Source organism: Sphingomonas sp. CL5.1 (assembly GCF_013344685.1).
Lineage (GTDB): Bacteria > Pseudomonadota > Alphaproteobacteria > Sphingomonadales > Sphingomonadaceae > Sphingomonas.
In genome coordinates, this window is sequence record NZ_CP050137.1 from 3,668,702 (window position 1) to 3,684,850 (window position 16,149).

General features: G+C 70.8%; 17 protein-coding genes and 1 riboswitch. Of the genes, 5 read left to right on the forward strand and 12 right to left on the reverse strand.

Features of this window, described 5'->3' with window-relative positions:
• Window positions 1–29 precede the first annotated feature (29 nt).
• On the forward strand, window positions 30–3,422 hold the full coding sequence (locus F9288_RS17650; RefSeq protein WP_174837996.1) for a chromosome segregation SMC family protein: 3,393 nt from the start codon (window positions 30–32) through the stop codon (window positions 3,420–3,422).
• On the opposite strand, the gene F9288_RS17655 is transcribed toward F9288_RS17650, so the two are convergent.
• Entirely contained in the window at window positions 3,389–4,183 is a 795-nt protein-coding gene (locus tag F9288_RS17655; protein WP_174837997.1) for a GGDEF domain-containing protein, read from the reverse strand. The two genes, F9288_RS17650 and F9288_RS17655, sit on opposite strands and share 34 nt — an antisense overlap.
• A gap of 235 nt (window positions 4,184–4,418) precedes the next feature.
• On the opposite strand from F9288_RS17655, the gene F9288_RS17660 reads away from it, so the two are divergent.
• Entirely contained in the window at window positions 4,419–5,057 is a 639-nt protein-coding gene (locus F9288_RS17660) for a DedA family protein (RefSeq protein ID WP_174837998.1), read from the forward strand.
• Here F9288_RS17660 and F9288_RS17665 read toward each other — a convergent pair.
• The 11 genes from F9288_RS17665 to F9288_RS17715 form a co-directional block, all read right to left on the reverse strand.
• Window positions 5,048–5,731, reverse strand: coding sequence for a DJ-1/PfpI family protein (locus tag F9288_RS17665; RefSeq protein WP_174837999.1), 684 nt, complete (start codon window positions 5,729–5,731; stop codon window positions 5,048–5,050). The two genes, F9288_RS17660 and F9288_RS17665, sit on opposite strands and share 10 nt — an antisense overlap.
• A 24-nt stretch (window positions 5,732–5,755) precedes the next feature.
• Window positions 5,756–5,836: riboswitch (ZMP/ZTP riboswitch) on the reverse strand.
• A 36-nt stretch (window positions 5,837–5,872) separates the two neighbouring features.
• Entirely contained in the window at window positions 5,873–6,403 is a 531-nt protein-coding gene (locus tag F9288_RS17670; protein ID WP_174838000.1) for a hypothetical protein, read from the reverse strand.
• A gap of 12 nt (window positions 6,404–6,415) precedes the next feature.
• On the reverse strand, window positions 6,416–6,949 hold the full coding sequence (locus F9288_RS17675) for a demethoxyubiquinone hydroxylase family protein (protein ID WP_174838001.1): 534 nt from the start codon (window positions 6,947–6,949) through the stop codon (window positions 6,416–6,418).
• Window positions 6,946–7,428 (reverse strand): disulfide bond formation protein B, encoded by a 483-nt coding sequence (locus F9288_RS17680; RefSeq protein WP_174838002.1) that lies wholly within the window; start codon window positions 7,426–7,428, stop codon window positions 6,946–6,948. Before F9288_RS17680 ends, F9288_RS17675 begins: the two co-directional genes overlap by 4 nt.
• Window positions 7,425–8,792: a S41 family peptidase gene (locus tag F9288_RS17685; RefSeq protein ID WP_174838003.1), complete on the reverse strand. Its 1,368-nt coding sequence runs from the start codon at window positions 8,790–8,792 to the stop codon at window positions 7,425–7,427. Before F9288_RS17685 ends, F9288_RS17680 begins: the two co-directional genes overlap by 4 nt.
• A gap of 97 nt (window positions 8,793–8,889) precedes the next feature.
• Window positions 8,890–10,044 (reverse strand): murein hydrolase activator EnvC, encoded by a 1,155-nt coding sequence (locus F9288_RS17690; protein WP_174838004.1) that lies wholly within the window; start codon window positions 10,042–10,044, stop codon window positions 8,890–8,892.
• Between the two features lie 4 nt (window positions 10,045–10,048).
• A complete protein-coding gene (locus F9288_RS17695; protein WP_174839156.1) occupies window positions 10,049–10,471 on the reverse strand; it encodes a 23S rRNA (pseudouridine(1915)-N(3))-methyltransferase RlmH in 423 nt (140 codons plus the stop codon).
• Between the two features lies 1 nt (window position 10,472).
• The gene (gene rsfS, locus F9288_RS17700; protein WP_174838005.1) at window positions 10,473–10,859 is read right to left on the reverse strand and encodes a ribosome silencing factor; all 387 of its coding nucleotides are present in this window, start codon (window positions 10,857–10,859) and stop codon (window positions 10,473–10,475) included.
• 2 nt (window positions 10,860–10,861) lie between these two features.
• Entirely contained in the window at window positions 10,862–11,494 is a 633-nt protein-coding gene (locus tag F9288_RS17705; protein WP_174839157.1) for a nicotinate-nucleotide adenylyltransferase, read from the reverse strand.
• Between the two features lie 30 nt (window positions 11,495–11,524).
• Window positions 11,525–12,259, reverse strand: coding sequence for an aquaporin Z (gene aqpZ, locus F9288_RS17710; protein WP_174838006.1), 735 nt, complete (start codon window positions 12,257–12,259; stop codon window positions 11,525–11,527).
• 140 nt (window positions 12,260–12,399) lie between these two features.
• Complete coding sequence (locus F9288_RS17715) at window positions 12,400–13,662, reverse strand: glutamate-5-semialdehyde dehydrogenase (RefSeq protein ID WP_174838007.1); 1,263 nt, start codon at window positions 13,660–13,662, stop codon at window positions 12,400–12,402.
• 85 nt (window positions 13,663–13,747) lie between these two features.
• On the opposite strand from F9288_RS17715, the gene ispH reads away from it, so the two are divergent.
• From ispH to rnhA, 3 genes are read left to right on the forward strand one after another with little or no spacing between them, the layout of a single operon-like run.
• Window positions 13,748–14,695 (forward strand): 4-hydroxy-3-methylbut-2-enyl diphosphate reductase, encoded by a 948-nt coding sequence (ispH, locus tag F9288_RS17720; protein WP_174838008.1) that lies wholly within the window; start codon window positions 13,748–13,750, stop codon window positions 14,693–14,695.
• A 10-nt stretch (window positions 14,696–14,705) separates the two neighbouring features.
• Window positions 14,706–15,665, forward strand: coding sequence for a homoserine kinase (gene thrB / locus F9288_RS17725; protein ID WP_174838009.1), 960 nt, complete (start codon window positions 14,706–14,708; stop codon window positions 15,663–15,665).
• On the forward strand, window positions 15,662–16,120 hold the full coding sequence (rnhA, locus tag F9288_RS17730; protein WP_174838010.1) for a ribonuclease HI: 459 nt from the start codon (window positions 15,662–15,664) through the stop codon (window positions 16,118–16,120). The genes thrB and rnhA overlap by 4 nt, the downstream gene beginning before the upstream one ends.
• The last annotated feature ends 29 nt before the right edge of the window (window positions 16,121–16,149 follow it).

Below are 16,149 nucleotides of genomic sequence, written 5' to 3' on the forward strand. Positions count from 1 at the left end.
CGGCGGCGTCCGAGGGGGAGGCGCGCGCGATGCAGATCAAGCGGCTGAGGCTGTCCGGCTTCAAGAGCTTTGTCGACCCGGCCGATCTGCGCATCGAGCCGGGGCTGACCGGCGTGGTCGGCCCGAACGGCTGCGGCAAGTCCAACCTGCTGGAGGCGCTGCGCTGGACGATGGGCGAGAACTCGCCCAAGTCGATGCGCGGCGCCGGCATGGAGGACGTGATCTTCGCCGGCACCGCGACCCGCCCGGCGCGCGACTTCGCGGAGGTGTCGATCCTCGCCGAGCTAGACGGCGAGGAGAAGGAAGTCGTCCGCCGCATCGAGCGCGGCGCCGGCTCCGCCTATCGCATCGACGGGCGCGACGTGCGCGCGAAGGACGTGGCGCTGCTGTTCGCCGACGCGGCGACGGGCGCGCACTCCCCCGCGTTGGTGAGTCAGGGCCGGATCAGCGCGGTGATCGCCGCCAAGCCGGCCGAACGCCGCGCGATGCTGGAGGAAGCGGCGGGGATCGCCGGCCTCCACGTCCGCCGCAAGGACGCCGAGCAGAAATTGCGCGCGACCGAGGCGAACCTCCAGCGGCTCGACGAGGTGATCGCCGATCAGGAAGCGCGTGCTGCGGCGCTGCGGCGGCAGGCGCGGCAGGCGGAGCGCTATCGCGCGCTGTCGGACCAGATCCGCATTGCCGAGGCGCGACTGATCTTCAGCCGCTGGCGCGAGGCGGCGCAGGCCGCCGATGCCGCCAAGGCGGAAGCGGCGGAAGCCGAAACCCGCGTCGCGGCGGCGGCGGAAGCACAGCGCGCCGCCGCGGCCTATCAGGCGCGGGCGACGGAGACGCTGGCCGAGGCACGCGCCGCCGCGCTCGCCGCCCGCGACCGCGCGACCGATGCCGCGCACCGGCTCGCCGCGCTCAATGCCGAGAAGGCCGGGATCGAGCGCCGCCTCGCCGAACTGGCCGACGCGGCGACCCGCATCGTCGCCGACCGCGAGCGCGAGGGGCAGCTCGCCCATGACGCGGCCGAGGCGTTGGCGCGACTCGCGGCGGAGGGCAAGGCGCTGGAGACGGAGATCGCCACCGTCGCCGCCGACCTCCCCGCGCTCGATCGGGCGCAGGCCGAGGCGGAACGCGAGGTGCGCGACGCGGAAGTGGCGCTGGCGCAGGCGCTCGCGCATCAGGCGAGCGAGGCGGCGGAGACGCGCGTCGCCCATGCCGCGCTCGCCGCCGCCCGCGCCCGCGCCGAGCGCGCCGATCGCGAGGCGCGAACCGCCGCCGACGCGCTCGCCGCCCTGCCGGATGCCGCACCGCTGGAAGCCGGCCGGGCGGCGGCGGAGCAGGCGTTGACCGCCGCGCAAGGCGAGACGGCGCAGGCGCGCGACGATCTCGCCCGCGCCGACGAGGAGGAGAAAACCGCTCTCGCCGCGCGCGACGAGGCGCAAAGCCGCCGCGCCGCCGTTCGCGCCGAACTCGCCGCGCTGGAGAGCGAAGCGGCGACGCTCACCCGCGCGACGCAGCGATCGGGACGCGACCGCCTGCTCGATCACGTCCGCGCCGCGCCAGGCTACGAACGCGCGCTGGCGGCGGCGCTGGGCGACGATCTGGAGATCGGGCTGGATGCCAGCGCCGAGGCGCATTGGGCTGGCGCGGAGGCGCTGGCGGGTGACCCGGTCGTTGCGGAGACGCTCGCTGCGCAGGTCACCGCCCCGCCCCAACTCGGCCGCCGGCTCGCACAGGTCGTCGTCGGCCCGGAGGATGACGGACGCCCGCTCGCGGTGGGCCAGCGGCTCGTCACGCTCGCCGGCAAGCTTCGCCGCTGGGATGGCTTCGTCGCGCGCAGCGGCGGCGCGGCAGCGGCGGAGCGGCTGGAACGGCTCAACCGGCTCGCCGCGATCGAGGCGGCGTTGCCCGACGCGCGCGCGGCGACCGAGGCCGCCGACGCCGCGCTTGCCGCGATCGAGCAGCGCATCGCCGCCGCGCGCGCCGCCGCCGGCAACGCCCGCGCTTCCCTGTCGCGCGGCGATGCCACAGCACGAGACGCCCAGCAGCGCATCGACCGCGCCGTCACGCAGATCGAGCGGCTGTCGGGGCAGCGCACCGATCTCACCGCGCGCGCCGCGCAGACCGCCGCCGAACGCGACGCGGCTGCCGGCGAGGTGGCGCAGGCCGAGGCGGCAATCGTCGCGCTCCCCGATACCAGCGCCACCGCCGGCGCGGTCGCGTCGCTCCAGCGCGAAGCGGAAACGCGCCGCGCCGCCGTCGCGCAGACCCGTGCCGACCGGGCCGATCGCGAGCGCACCGGCGCGGCGGCACGCGAACGACTCGCCGCGTCGCTGGCCGAGACGAAAAGCTGGAAGAGCCGCGCCGGCGACGCCGCGCGCCGCATCGCCGACATGGCGAAGCGCGAGGCGGAGATCGCACAGGATCGCGAGGCGCTCGCCCCGCGCCCGGCGGCGCTCGCGGCGGAAATCGCCACTCTCACCGCCGAGCATGACACCGCGCGCGCCTCCGCCGAAACCCTCGCCGCCGCCGAGCGCGAGGCCGAAGCCGCCCTGCGCCGCTGCGAGGAAGCCGCGCGTGTCGCCGGGGAAGCGCTTGCCGCGATGCGTGAGGCGCGCGCGGGCGCACAGGCGCGGGCGGAGAATCAGGAATTGCGCCGCATCGAGCTGGGGCGCCTCTCCGGCGAGCGCTTCGAATGCCCCGCCCCCGTCCTCCCCGCCAAGGCCGGGTTCGACAGCGCGACGGTGCGCGCGCCACAGCAGGAATCGGCCGCCCACGACAAATTGACGCTCGATCGCGAGCGGATCGGCCCGGTCAACCTCGTCGCCGAGCAGGAGCTGGCCGAGCTGGAGGCTGGCGCGATCGGCAACGCGGCGGAGCGGGAGGAGCTTGGGCTGGCGGTCAACCAGCTACGCGGCTCGATCGGCACGCTCAATCGCGAGGGCCGGCAGCGGCTGCTCGCCGCGTTCGAGGCGGTGAACGGCCATTTCAAGCGGCTGTTCACCACGCTTTTCAACGGCGGGCAGGCGCATCTGGAACTGATCGATTCGGACGATCCGCTGGAGGCCGGGCTGGAGATCATGGCCCAGCCGCCCGGCAAAAGGCTTCAGTCGCTCACCCTGCTTTCGGGCGGGGAGCAGGCACTGACGGCGGTGGCGCTGATCTTCGGCCTCTTCCTCACCAACCCCGCGCCGATCTGCGTGCTCGACGAGGTCGACGCGCCGCTCGACGACGCCAATATCGAGCGTTTCTGCGACCTGCTCGACCGGATGACGCAGGAGACGCGGACACGCTACCTGATCGTCACCCACAATGCGGTGACGATGAGCCGGATGCACCGCCTGTTCGGCGTGACGATGATCGAGCGCGGGGTCAGCCGGCTAGTCTCGGTCGATCTTCAGGCGGCGGAGACCCTGCTCGCGGCGGAGTGAACCAGCGCCGGCCCGATCCCTTCCGCGCCGACCGTGCGGGCAGTGTGGCTGATGCGGTTCCTGCCGCCGTGCTTCGCGCCGTACATCGCGAAATCCGCCTTGCGCAGACTCTCCTTGATCGAGACGCCCCGCCCCGCCTCCGCCAGCCCGATGCTGACCGTCAGCGCGATGCCCAGCGCCGCGAACTCGGCCGCTGTCTCGATATTGCAGCGCATCCGCTCCGCGATCTGCGTCGCCGTTTCGGAGCCGGCGCCCGGCAGATAGACGCCGAACTCCTCGCCGCCGAGCCGGCCCACGACATCGCCCGAGCGAAGCGATTCCCGCAACACCCGCGCGACATGCTGCAACGCGCGGTCGCCCACGTCATGGCCGAATCGGTCGTTGATCGCCTTGAAATGATCGATGTCGAGCAGCAGCATCCAGCCGCCCATGTCGACGTTATGCGCCTCCGCCCGCTTCAGGAAGGCGGTGCGGTTGAGCACATCGGTGAGCTGATCGGATTCGGCGGCCTGACGCAATCGCACCTGCGCCGCCCGCAACTCGTCGTTGACGCGGCGAAGCTGCTCGCTCTGCGCCACCAGCCGCCATGCGACGAGGAACGACACCCCACCCGAGGTGAGCACCGCGAAAATCCAATAGGGCAGCGGCACCTCCAGCCCCGGCACATACGACAGCGCGTACATCGGACCCAAAGTCACCGCGAGCGACAATGCCGCCCAGAACAACGCCTTGCGAACAGCCCCCATGGCTTCCCCGCTCACTTCGACAATATCGTCACTCGCCTATAACGAACCGCTGCATATTCGGTCGCATCGGTTTGATGCACCATTGTCAAAATTCAGCGACAGGCCAGCCATTTCGGGACAAATGGGCCACAAATGACGATATACCGAGCCGAAACCTGTCCCTTGGGCTCACATTTTCGTTTGTAACCGTTGGTTTCCGTGCCCGACCGGCGATTGACCGCCGCGCGCCCTTCGCCCATGCACCGCGCCCATGATCGAAAAGCTGCTGGCCGCGCTCGCGACTTTTGCCGTTACCGTCATTTCCGCCGGAGGCTATTGGGGGATCGCTCTCCTGATGGCGATCGAAAGCGCCTGTATCCCGCTGCCGTCGGAGATCATCATGCCGTTCGCGGGCTATCTCGTCTCGACCGGGCGGTTCGATCTGGTCCTCGCCGCGACGGCGGGGGCGATCGGCTGCAACCTGGGATCGATCGTCGCCTATGAGATCGGCAAACGCGGCGGGCGGCCGATGGTGGAGAAATTCGGCAGATACGTGCTGATCGGGCCGGGCGAGCTGGATCTCGCCGACCGTTTCTTCAACCGCTGGGGCGGCGCGGCGATCCTGATCGGGCGGATGCTGCCGATCATCCGCACCTTCATCGCCTTCCCCGCCGGGGTGGCGCGGATGAAGCTGATCCCGTTCCACCTCTACACCTTCATCGGTTCGTGGCCGTTCTGCTTCCTGCTCGCCTGGGTGGGGATGAAGCTGGGCACGGCATGGAACAGCGACCCGCGGCTGAAGGCGTTCTTCCACCAAGCCGACCTCGCGATCGGGCTGGTGATCGTCGCGGCCGGCGGCTTCTACCTGTGGCACCGCCTGCACGGGCTGAAGAAGCGCCGTCAGGAATAACCGCGCAGCGCCGCCAGCCGGCGCAATTCATCGTCCCGGCCCGGCGCCAGCGCCGCGACGCGCCGTTCGTAGGCGGTGACGAGCGCCGTATCGGCGCGTTCCGGCGAGCCGGAATCGAACTGCGGATCGGGATCATATTCGAGGCTGAGCTGCACGAAGCGCGCATGCGCCTCGCCCCGGATCAGCGCCGTCAGGTGAAAGGCGAAATCGATCCCGGCGGTGACGCCGCCGCCAGTCACGCGGTTGCGGTCGATCACCACCCGCGCATCGACCGGCGTCGCGCCGAACAGCGGCAGCATGTGGCGCTGCCCCCAATGGCAGGTCGCGCGATAGCCTTCGAGCAGCCCGGCCGCGCCGAGCACCAGCGATCCGGTGCACACGCTCGTCACCCATCGCGCCTGCCCGCCGATCGCGCGCACCCAGTCGATCGTCCGGTCGTCGGCGATCGCGCCGTTTGTGCCGAAGCCGCCCGGCACGCACAATATATCCGCCGCCGTCACCTCTTCGAAGGTCGCGGTGGGCAGGATCGCGAAGCCGGCATCGGTCGGCACCGGATCGGGCGTCGCGGCGACAAGGTCGAGTCGCGTCCCCTCCCCCAGCCGCGACAGCACCTGCGCGGGGCCGGTCAGGTCAAGCTGGGTGACATTGGGGAACAGCAGGAAGGCGATGCGCATGGCGTGAGGCTCCTCTCGTCTCGCGAAGGGTGCCCAGGCGCGCGGCATCGAACCTGTCGCGCTTCCTCGTGGTGCCCCACCATTGCGCCAGTCACGCGACGGCGCGCTGCGTACCGCAAACCGCCGCGCGGCGCCAGCCGGTCAATATTTCGGCAGGTCCGGATTGGCTTCCTTCTCGCGTGCCCTCGCCTCGGCCTTGGCGCGCGTGGCCTGCTGAACGAAGCAGCCGGTCGCGCCGGCCGCGCCGACGGTCGAGCAGCTCCCGACACCGACCGCGCCGACATCGGCATTGCCCTTCTCGCGCACCGCCCAGGAGGCATTTTGAGGCGTCACCTCGAAATTGCGCAATTCCTTGGGAATGCGGAACTGCTCCTCGGCCGAGCGGCGGACGCACACCACCACTTCCGCGCCTTCCTTGTTGGTCGGGCAACGCTCGTTGCCGTAGAGCGTCAGCACGCCATTCACCGGCGCGTTGCGCGAGACTTCCGTGGAGACGCTCTGGCGGCTGACGTGCGGCGTGCCGGGCAGCGCCACCTCCTTCGCGGACGGCGGCGGGATGATCAGCGGCGGCGGCGCTTCCCTGGCGGAAGCGGCGGGAGCCGGCGCGGTCTGCGCGGCGAGCGCCGTGGGGGCCAGCGCGAGCGCGGCGATGATGAGGGTACGCACAGGCATCCTTCTCTCCCGTCAGATGCGTTTCGCCGTGGCGATGGCGACGCGGCAACCGAGCCGGATCGCCGCCGACAACAAGGGATAGGCCGGCGCATCCTCCGCCCCGCTGGCAAGCGCCGTCTCGCGATGCTCGACCTCCTCCGCCTGAAACTCGCGGACGGCGGTGGCCAGCTCGGGATCGTCGTCGCCCAGCGCGGCGAGCTGCTCGTCATAATGGCGATCGATCTCGGTTTCGACCGCCGCCGTGCAGGCCATCGCGGCTTCGGGTCCGATCGCCGCCGTCACCGCCCCCAGCGCGAAGCCGGCGACGTTCCAGAACGGCTGGAGCAAGGTCGGGCGCACGCCGCGCTCGGCGATCAGCCGGTCGAAGAAGGCGCGATGGCGCTCCTCCTGCATCGCCATGCCGCTGATCTTGCGGGCGGCTGGCGAGCGATGCCCCATGATCGCGAGCTGCCCGGCATAGATGCGCGTCGCGCCATATTCGCCCGCCTGGTCGACGCGGATCATCGAATCCGCCGCCTTGCGGCGATCGCCCGGCTTCCAGCTCATCCGCGCCTCCGCAGCAGCCACGCGATCACGCCGGCCCCGCCGAGCGAGAAGATCGCGTTGAACCCGGCGAGCGAGATACCGAACAGCCTCCATTGCGCCGCGTCGCAACGCACCACCGGCGCCGCGAGGATGCGGCGGAGCATCTCGTCGGTGCTGATCCCCTCGCCGGTCACGCTGGTCGAGCAGGCGGTGATCCCCTGCCACCAATGATATTCGACGCCGGCGTGGAATATCCCGATCATGCCGGAGACAGCGATCAGCGCCGCCGCGCCCGCGACCAGGGTCAGCCGCACCGACCGCCCCGGCACGACGAAGGCGAGCGCCGCCGCGACCACCGCCGCATAATGCGGCCAGCGCTGCCAGTGGCACATCTCGCACGGGTGGAGGCCGCCGATCAGCTGCGAGCCCCACGCCCCCGCCAGCAGCGCGGCGGGCAGCAGCAGCGCGATGGCGCGCGCGAGCCTTTGCGAACGGTTCACTTCGGCGCCACGTCCTTGTTGTCCTTCGCGTCCTTCTGCATCGCCGCGGTGACGGCGGCGACCTGCACCGGGCCACCGAGCCGCGCGACCGTTTTCAACGCATACCAGAGCTGGAAGTCGTCGATGCCTTCCTTCTTGAGCTGGTCCGGCGTGGCGGAGAAGCGCGGGTCTTCCTTGGTGTCCTCCTCCAGCACCTTGTTGTCGCTCTTCACCTCGTTGATGAGATGGCGGCGCAGGTCGGCCTCGCGGAACACCGGGCGCGCCTTGTAATCGGGGTCGGAAAGCTGCGGCACGGCGATATCCGGCTCGATCCCGCCCTCCTGCACCGAGCGGCCCGAGGGCGTGAAGTAACGCGCGGTGGTGAGGCGCAGCGCGGTGGTCGGGCCGAGCGGCAGCAGCGTCTGCACCGATCCCTTGCCGAAGGTGCGCTCGCCCATGATGAGCGCGCGGTGATGATCCTGGAGCGCGCCGGCGACGATCTCGCTGGCGCTGGCCGTACCCGAATCGGTGAGGACGATCACCGGCAGGCCGTGCGCGTCATCACCCGGCTTGGCGAAATAGCGCTGGTTCTCGCGCGGGTCGCGGCCGCGCTGCGAGACGATCTCGCCGTGATCGAGGAAGGCGTCGGACACCTCGATCGCCTGCGTCAGCAGCCCGCCGCCGTTCGAGCGCAGATCGATGACATAGCCGAGCGGGCGATGCCCCAGCGACTTGTCGATCGCCATCAGCGCGGCGCGGGTGTCGGCGCCGGTCGTCTCGGAGAAGGTGTTGATGTCGATATAGCCGACGTCGCCCTTCACCTGCCATTTCACCGGGCGGGTGACGATCACCTCGCGGGTCAGCGCCACGTCGAGCGGCTTGTCGCGGCCGGGGCGGACGATCGTCAGCGTCAGCTTCGTGCCCGGCTTGCCGCGCATCTGCGCAACCGCCTCGTCCAGCGTGCTGCCGTAGAGCAACTTGCCGTCGATATGGGTGATATAGTCGCCCGGCTTGATCCCGGCCTTCTGCGCCGGCGTATCCTCCTGCGGCGCGATCACCTTGACCGCGCCGTCCTCCATCGTGACGGAGAGGCCGAGGCCGCCGTAATTGCCCTCGGTCTGGATCTTCAGATTGTCGAAATCGCGGCCGTCGACATAGGAGGAATGCGGATCGAGCGAGGCCAGCATCCCGTCGATCGCGCCGCGGATGAGTTGCTCGTCGGTCACCTTGTCGACGTAATCCGCCTTCACGCGGTTATAGACGTCGAGGAACTTGTCCATCTGCCGATAGGTGTCGGTATCCACCGCCGCCATCGCGCCGGTCGCGACGGGCACGAGCGCGATCGTCGCGACAAGGGCAGTGGCCTGGAGCAGCTTGAACTTCATCTGGACGTCCTGACGAGAGGGGCGTTTCGGTCTTAGCCCCATATCGCCCCGCCAGCAAAGCGCCAGCACGACTGAACGGAGGCTGAGCGACACCGGATCAACCGATCAGCGCCGTGATATCGACCGGCTGGTCGCGGCGGCGCAGCTCGATCGTGATGCGCGGCTCATCGCCGCCGGGCGCGCTGCCGAGCAACTGGCCCGCCGCGACCGCCTGACCGCGCTTCACCGATATCGCGCCCAGCCCCGTGACGAGCGTGCTCCAGCCCGCGCCGTGATCGATGATCACCGTGCCGCCCCACACGCGGAACGGCCGCGCGAAGACCACCGTTCCGCCGGCCGGCGCCGCGACCGCCGCGCCCGGCGCGACCGCCAGCGTCAGGCCGCGCGCGCGCACGCCATTGTCGGAAACCTCGCCCAGCCCCGTCACCAGCCGCCCCGCGACCGGCAGGCGATAGGCGGCCAGCGCTCCGACGGCCCCGGAATCGACCGCCGGCGGGCCGGGGAGCCGTTCGAGCGCGGCGAGCGTCTGCCGCTCGTCGCCGATCGCCGACATCCGGTCGACCAGATCGCGCGCCTCCTCGCCCATCGCGATCGCGCGGTCGGCGGCGGTGCGCGCGTCCCGATCGAGGCGCGCGGCGGCGCTGTCGTGGCGGTCGCGGAGCGCGGCCAGCCGCCCGCGCTCCGCGACGAGATTGGCGCGGCCGTCGCGCAGCTCCTTCGCCGCCTGTGCCGAGGCCTCCGCCAGCCGACGCGATTCGGCCAGTTCGGCGCGGACATCGGCGGTGCGCGCGTCGATCGCCGGGCGGGTGGCGGCGAGCGCGGCGCGGAGGTGAACCATGTCGGTGATCGACCCCCGCTGCGCCACCGCGACGATCGCCGGCCGACCTGCGAGCGAGGCCAGCCCAGCGAGCAGCCGCGCGATCGGCTCCTGCCGCCGGGCAAGCTCCTCGCGCTGGCGTTCCTGCAAGCCGGCGACGATCGCGACGCGCGCCTCGGCGGCGGCGAGATCGGCCTCGGCGCGGCGGATGCGCGCGGCGACCGCCTGCTCCTCGACACGGAAGCGGGCGGAGGCGTCGCGTTCAGCCCCCGCCCGCCGCTCCAGTTCGGCGGCGTTGCGCGAGGCCTCGTCGGCGGCGGCGCGGGCCTGCTTCAGGCGAACGCGTGCCGCCGCCAGCGGATCGATCTCCGCCGGCGCCGGCGCGGCGAGCAGCATCGCCGCCAGCCCGACCAGCATCGCCCCCTTGCCCCTCATCGGCTCAACCTTCGCGATGATAGGGGTGGTTGGCAAGGATCGCGGTGGCGCGGAACAATTGCTCGGCCAGCATCGCGCGGGCGAGCAGGTGCGGCCAGGTCGCGCGGCCGAAGGAGAGCAACAGGTCCGCCTCCGCCCGCGCGGCATCGTCGAACCCATCCGCCGCGCCGAGCATGAAGCGCGCCTCGCGCACGCCGTCGTCGCGCCAGCGGCCGACGAGTTGCGCGAAGGCGAGCGAGCCCATCACCTCGCCACGCTCGTCGAGCAGCACGCGGCGGGTCTGCGGCGGCGCATCGGGGATGCGGCCGCCGCTGTCGGGCAGTTCGGTGACCTTCGTCGGCCACGCGATCCGCTTCAGATAGCGGTCGACCAGCTCGGCTTCCGGCGAGCGGCCGATCCGGCCGCGCGCGACGACGTGCAGCAGCAGCTCAGGCGTTCCCGGCCGGCGGCGCGTCCCCGAACGACCACATCCGCTCGAGATTGTAGAAGGTGCGCACCTCCGGGCGGAAAAGATGGACGATCACGTCGCCCGCGTCGATCAGCACCCAGTCGGCGGTAGGCAGGCCCTCGATCCGGGGCGTCTGCCCGGTCTTCCCCTTGATCTTCTCGGCGAGCTTCGACGCCATCGAGGCGACCTGCCGGGTCGAGCGGCCCGACGCGATCACCATGTGATCGGCGATCGAGGATTTCCCGGCGAGCGGGATCGAGATCATATCGACGGCCTGATCGTCATCGAGGCTGTCGAGCACGAGCTTATGGAGCGCCGCGACGCTGTCGGCGTCGGGCGATCGATAGGCGTTGGCGGATGCGGGCAAGGTTACTCCTGGGCAAAGGGTTTGGCGGCGGCGCCTGAACTTCGGTTTCCCGAGAATCGGCGATACCAGGACGGGTCGGCGGCGCGAAGCCGCGTCGCGGAAGTCGGGTCGGGTCGGAAACGCAACAGCACCAGTGCCGGCACACTCCACTCGGTCCAGTTCCTCGCCTGGCGCGCGGGCCTCTGGAAGCGCCGCAGCCAGCCCATCGCGGGTGCCGCGTGGGCGGCGCCATCATATCCCGGCCGCGCGATCACCGCAATCGGAACCGTGCGCGCGATCCTCCGCCAGTCGCGCCATTGGTGGAACTGGGCGAGATTGTCCTCCCCCATCACCCAGATGAAGCGCCGCCGCGGATAGCGACGCACCAGCGCGGCCAGCGTATCGACGGTGTAGCGCGTGCCGAGCCGAGCCTCGATATCGGTGGGCCGGATCGGCGCGTGGCGCGCCATCGCCCGCGCCGAGGCGAGCCGCGCCGGCAGCGGCGCCATGCCCTCCACCGGCTTCAACGGATTGCCCGGCGAGACGAGCCACCACATCTCGTCCAGCCCCAGCGCGCGGATCGCCGCCAGGCTGATCCCGCGATGCCCGCGATGCGCCGGGTTGAACGACCCGCCAAGAAGGCCGGTGCGGATCAGTTGCCGCACCGCGACCGGCCATCCCTCATATCACAGCGGCTCGCCGACGATCGGCGGAGCAGGCGGCGGATCACCCGCGAGCAGGCGATAGCCCAGACCGGCCAGCACGCCCCCGAGAATCGGGGCGACCCAGAACAGCCAGAGCTGCTGCAACGCCAACCCACCGACCATCAGCGCCGGGCCGGTGCTGCGCGCCGGGTTCACCGAAGTGTTCGTCACCGGGATGCTGATGAGGTGGATCAGCGTCAGCCCCAGCCCGATCGCGATCGGCGCGAAGCCGCTCGGCGCGCGCGTGTCGGTCGCGCCCATGATGATGGTGAGGAAGCCGAAGGTCATCACCACTTCCATGATGAACCCGGCATAGAGGCTGTAGCCGCCCGGCGACTGCTCGCCATAGCCGTTCACCGCCAGCCCGTTCGGTGCGAGCGTGAAGCCCGCCCTGCCGCTGGCGACGCAATAGAGCAGCGCCGCCGCAACGATCGCGCCGACGAGTTGGGCGATGACATATGGGATGATGTCCTTCGCCGGGAAACGCTTGCCCGCCCACAGGCCGATGGTGATCGCCGGGTTGAGATGGCAGCCGGAGATATGGCCGATCGAATAGGCCATGGTGAGGACGGTCAGGCCGAAAGCGAGCGCGACGCCCGCCAGACCGATGCCGACTTCGGGGAATTTGGCGGCGAGGACGGCGCTGCCGCATCCCCCGAGCACCAGCCAGAAGGTTCCGAATGCCTCCGCGACGCAACGCTTGTGAATTGGCACCATATCCCCGCTCCTCCGTGCGATAGCAAAATCCCGTATTTCTATTTCTATGACGTAACGGAGGATAATGCGGGAATGCGCCGGCTGGCAAGCAGATGTTAACGCTGCTTTATCGCACGGTCAGGACAACGGGACAGGGCGTCTCAGCCGCGCACCTGCCCCGTGCCCAGCCCGATCCATTTGTAGGTGGTCAGCCCCTCCAGCGCGACCGGGCCGCGCGCGTGGAGCCGGCCAGTGGCGATGCCGATCTCCGCGCCCAGCCCGAACTCGCCGCCGTCGGCGAACTGGGTGGAGGCGTTCCACAGCACGATCGCCGAATCGACCTCCGCCAGGAAGCGCCGCGCGGCATCCTCGTCGGCCGCGACGATCGCGTCGGTATGGTGCGAGCCGTGGCGCGCGATATGCGCCAGCGCGCCGTCCAGCCCGTCGACCATCGCCACCGAGGCGATCGCGTCGAGATATTCGGTGTCCCAATCCTCGTCGCGCGCCGCCGCTATCCCCGGCGCGATGGCCGAGGCGCGGCCGTCCCCGCGCACCTCGCAGCCGGTGCCGGCCAGCGCGGCGATCAGCGCGGAGGCGGCGGGATAGCCCGTATCGATCAGCAAGGTCTCCATCGCGCCGCAGATGCCGGTGCGCCGCATCTTGGCGTCGAGCACGATCCGCTCCGCCATCGCCGGATCGGCCGACGCGTGGACGACGACGTGGTTGATCCCGTCGAGATGCGCGAGCACCGGCACCCGCGCCTCCGCCTGCACGCGCGCGACGAGGCTCTTGCCGCCGCGCGGCACGATCAGGTCGATCAGGCCGTCGGCTGCCAGCATCGCGCCGACCGCCGCGCGATCCGTGGTCGCGACGCGCTGCACCGCGCCGGCCGGCACCCCGGCCTCGGCCAGCCCGGCGACGAAGGCGCGATGGATCGCCGCATTGCTCTCCACCGCTTCCGATCCGCCGCGCAACACCACCGCGTTGCCCGACATGACGCACAGCGCCGCCGCGTCGGCCGTCACGTTCGGGCGGCTTTCGTAGATGATGCCGATCACCCCGATCGGCACGCGCACGCGGCGCAGCACGAGGCCGTTGGGCCGCGTCGCCTCATCGATCACCGCGCCGACCGGATCGGCCAGCGCCGCCACCGTCGCCACGCCGTCCGCCATCGCCGCGACACGCGCCTCGTCCAGCCGCAGCCGGTCGAGCATCGCCGGGGTCAGGCCGTTGGCCGCGCCGCGCGCCATGTCGATCGCATTGGCGGCGAGGATTTCCGCCGTCGCCGCGCGCAGCGCCCCGGCGGCGGCAACGAGGCCGGCGCGCCGTCGCTCGGTGGGAAGCAGCGCCAGCGCGCGGGCGGCGGCGCGCGCCTCTACCGCCATGGTCGCGATCATCGCGGAGGGGGATTGGCTGTCCAGCATGATGAAGCGCGCCTATCACGCCCGTGCGCCGCTGCCGAGTCGGTTCCCATTGCCGATCGCCGCCCCGCCCCGTAAAGGCCGCCTCATGTCCGACAAGCCCGTGCTCGACCTGCTGATCGCCGCCCCGCGCGGCTTCTGCGCCGGCGTGGATCGCGCCATTCGCATCGTCGAGCTGGCGATCGAGAAACACGGCGCCCCGGTCTATGTCCGCCACGAGATCGTCCACAACAAATTCGTGGTGGACCGCCTGAAGGCGCGCGGCGCGATCTTCGTCGAGGAACTGGACGAGGTGCCGGACGGCGCGCCGGTGGTCTTTTCCGCGCACGGCGTGCCCAAATCGGTGCCGGCCAACGCGGTCGAGCGCGGCCTCGACTATCTCGACGCCACCTGCCCGCTGGTCAGCAAGGTCCACCGGCAGGCTGAGCGACTGGTCGAGGCGGGTCGCCACATCGTCTTCATCGGCCACGCCGGCCACCCGGAAGTGATCGGCACGTTCGGACAGGTGCCCGAAGGCGCGATGTCGCTGGTGGAGAATGTGCGGGACGTCGAGGCGCTGCAACCCGCCGATCCCGCCAACCTCGCCTTCCTCACCCAGACCACCTTGTCGGTGGACGACACGGCGGAGATAGTGCGCGCGCTACAGCGCCGCTTCCCGGCGATCCAGGCGCCGCGCGGCGAGGACATCTGCTATGCCACGTCGAACCGACAGGCGGCGGTGAAGGCGATCGCGGCGGCGTGCGACGCGATGCTGGTGATCGGCGCGCCCAATTCGTCCAATTCGATGCGGCTGGTCGAGGTGGCGGAACGCGAAGGCGTCCGCGCCGCGCTAGTGCAGCGCGCCGCCGATCTCGACTGGGCGTTCCTCGACGGGGTACGGACGCTGGGCATCACCGCCGGCGCCTCCGCGCCGGAGCTGCTGGTGCGCGAACTGGTCGATCGCCTCGCCACCCGCTTCACGATCAACGAGCGCGAGGAGGAGACGACGCGCGAATCGATCGCCTTCAAGCTTCCGCGCGGACTGGAAGCGGCCTGAGGGGCGGAAGATGGCGGTTTACACGCAGGTGTCGGCCGAGGCGCTGGCGGCGTTCCTGACGCGCTACGACGTCGGCGAGCTGGTCTCCGCCAAGGGCATCGCCGAGGGGGTGGAGAATTCCAATTTCCTCATCGAGACGACGCGCGACCGCTTCATCCTGACGCTCTACGAAAAGCGCGTCGCGGCGGCCGACCTGCCGTTCTTCATGGCGCTGCTCGATCATCTCGATGCCAGGGGGCTGCCGGTGCCACCCGCGATCAAGGATCGCGAGGGCATCGAGATTCAGGAGCTTGAGGGCCGCCCCGCCTGCCTGATCCGTTTCATGCCCGGCGTGTCGCTGTCGCACCCCACGCCGGTTCAGGCGCTCGCCGCCGGCGAGGCGATGGGCGAGATGCACCGCGCGGTCGCCGATTTCGCCCCGACGCGCGACAATTCGATGGGGGTCGATACGTGGCGCCCGCTGTTCGAGCGTTGCGGCCGCAGCCTCGACGGGATCGCCGCCGGCCTGCACGACGATCTCGCCGAGGCGCTCGAGAAGGTGGAGGCGGCATGGCCGCGCGACGGGTTCGATCGCATCGCGATCCACGCCGACCTGTTCCCGGACAATGTGCTGATGCTGGGCGACAAGGTTACCAGCCTGATCGACTTCTATTTCGCCTGCACCGATATCCGCGTCTATGATCTGGCGGTCATGCACAGCGCCTGGTCGTTCGACGGCGCGGGCCGCAATTATGACGCGGCGGTGGGCGATGCGCTGCTCGCGGGCTACGAGCGGCATTTCCCGCTGTCCGGGATGGAGCGCGCGCAATTCGCCACACTCGCCAGCGGCGCGTGCATCCGCTTCGCGCTGTCGCGCGCGTGGGACTGGCTCAACACGCCGCCCGACGCGCTGGTGATGCGCAAGGACCCGCTCGCCTATATGCGCCGCCTCCGCCATTACGACCCCGCGCTGGCGGCCCGCGTCGCATGAGCGAGTTGCCGAGGGTCGAGGCCTTCACCGATGGCGCGTGCAAGGGCAATCCCGGCCCCGGCGGCTGGGGCGTGGTACTGCGCATGGGCGCGCGCGAGAAGGAATTGTCTGGCGGTGATCCCGCGACCACCAACAACCGCATGGAGCTGACCGCCGCGATCGAAGCGCTCAACGCGCTCACGCGGCCGTGCCATGTCCAGCTCTCCACGGACAGCCGCTACGTGATGGACGGCCTCACCAAATGGATCCACGGCTGGCAGCGCAACGGCTGGCGCACCGCCGACAAGAAACCGGTGAAGAACGCCGAGCTTTGGCAGGCGCTGCTCGCCGCGACGAAACGCCACCGCATCGACTGGGAATGGGTGAAGGGCCACGCCGGCCACTCGGAAAACGAGCGCGCCGACAAGCTGGCGAGCGACGCCGCGCTGGCCGCCGCCGGCCGGGCGGGCGGCTAGGGATTGGCCCAGCCCTGAACCGCGTCATC

What these genes read in the sequence shown, in the direction of transcription:
- F9288_RS17650 (WP_174837996.1), top strand. Translation starts at nt 30, where the DNA reads ATGCAGATCAAGCGGCTGAGGCTGTCCGGCTTCAAGAGCTTTGTCGAC.
- F9288_RS17660 (WP_174837998.1), top strand. Translation starts at nt 4,419, where the DNA reads ATGATCGAAAAGCTGCTGGCCGCGCTCGCGACTTTTGCCGTTACCGTC.
- F9288_RS17665 (WP_174837999.1), bottom strand. Translation starts at nt 5,731, where the DNA reads ATGCGCATCGCCTTCCTGCTGTTCCCCAATGTCACCCAGCTTGACCTG.
- F9288_RS17670 (WP_174838000.1), bottom strand. Translation starts at nt 6,403, where the DNA reads ATGCCTGTGCGTACCCTCATCATCGCCGCGCTCGCGCTGGCCCCCACG.
- F9288_RS17675 (WP_174838001.1), bottom strand. Translation starts at nt 6,949, where the DNA reads ATGAGCTGGAAGCCGGGCGATCGCCGCAAGGCGGCGGATTCGATGATC.
- F9288_RS17685 (WP_174838003.1), bottom strand. Translation starts at nt 8,792, where the DNA reads ATGAAGTTCAAGCTGCTCCAGGCCACTGCCCTTGTCGCGACGATCGCG.
- F9288_RS17690 (WP_174838004.1), bottom strand. Translation starts at nt 10,044, where the DNA reads ATGAGGGGCAAGGGGGCGATGCTGGTCGGGCTGGCGGCGATGCTGCTC.
- aqpZ (WP_174838006.1), bottom strand. Translation starts at nt 12,259, where the DNA reads ATGGTGCCAATTCACAAGCGTTGCGTCGCGGAGGCATTCGGAACCTTC.
- F9288_RS17715 (WP_174838007.1), bottom strand. Translation starts at nt 13,662, where the DNA reads ATGCTGGACAGCCAATCCCCCTCCGCGATGATCGCGACCATGGCGGTA.
- ispH (WP_174838008.1), top strand. Translation starts at nt 13,748, where the DNA reads ATGTCCGACAAGCCCGTGCTCGACCTGCTGATCGCCGCCCCGCGCGGC.
- thrB (WP_174838009.1), top strand. Translation starts at nt 14,706, where the DNA reads ATGGCGGTTTACACGCAGGTGTCGGCCGAGGCGCTGGCGGCGTTCCTG.
- rnhA (WP_174838010.1), top strand. Translation starts at nt 15,662, where the DNA reads ATGAGCGAGTTGCCGAGGGTCGAGGCCTTCACCGATGGCGCGTGCAAG.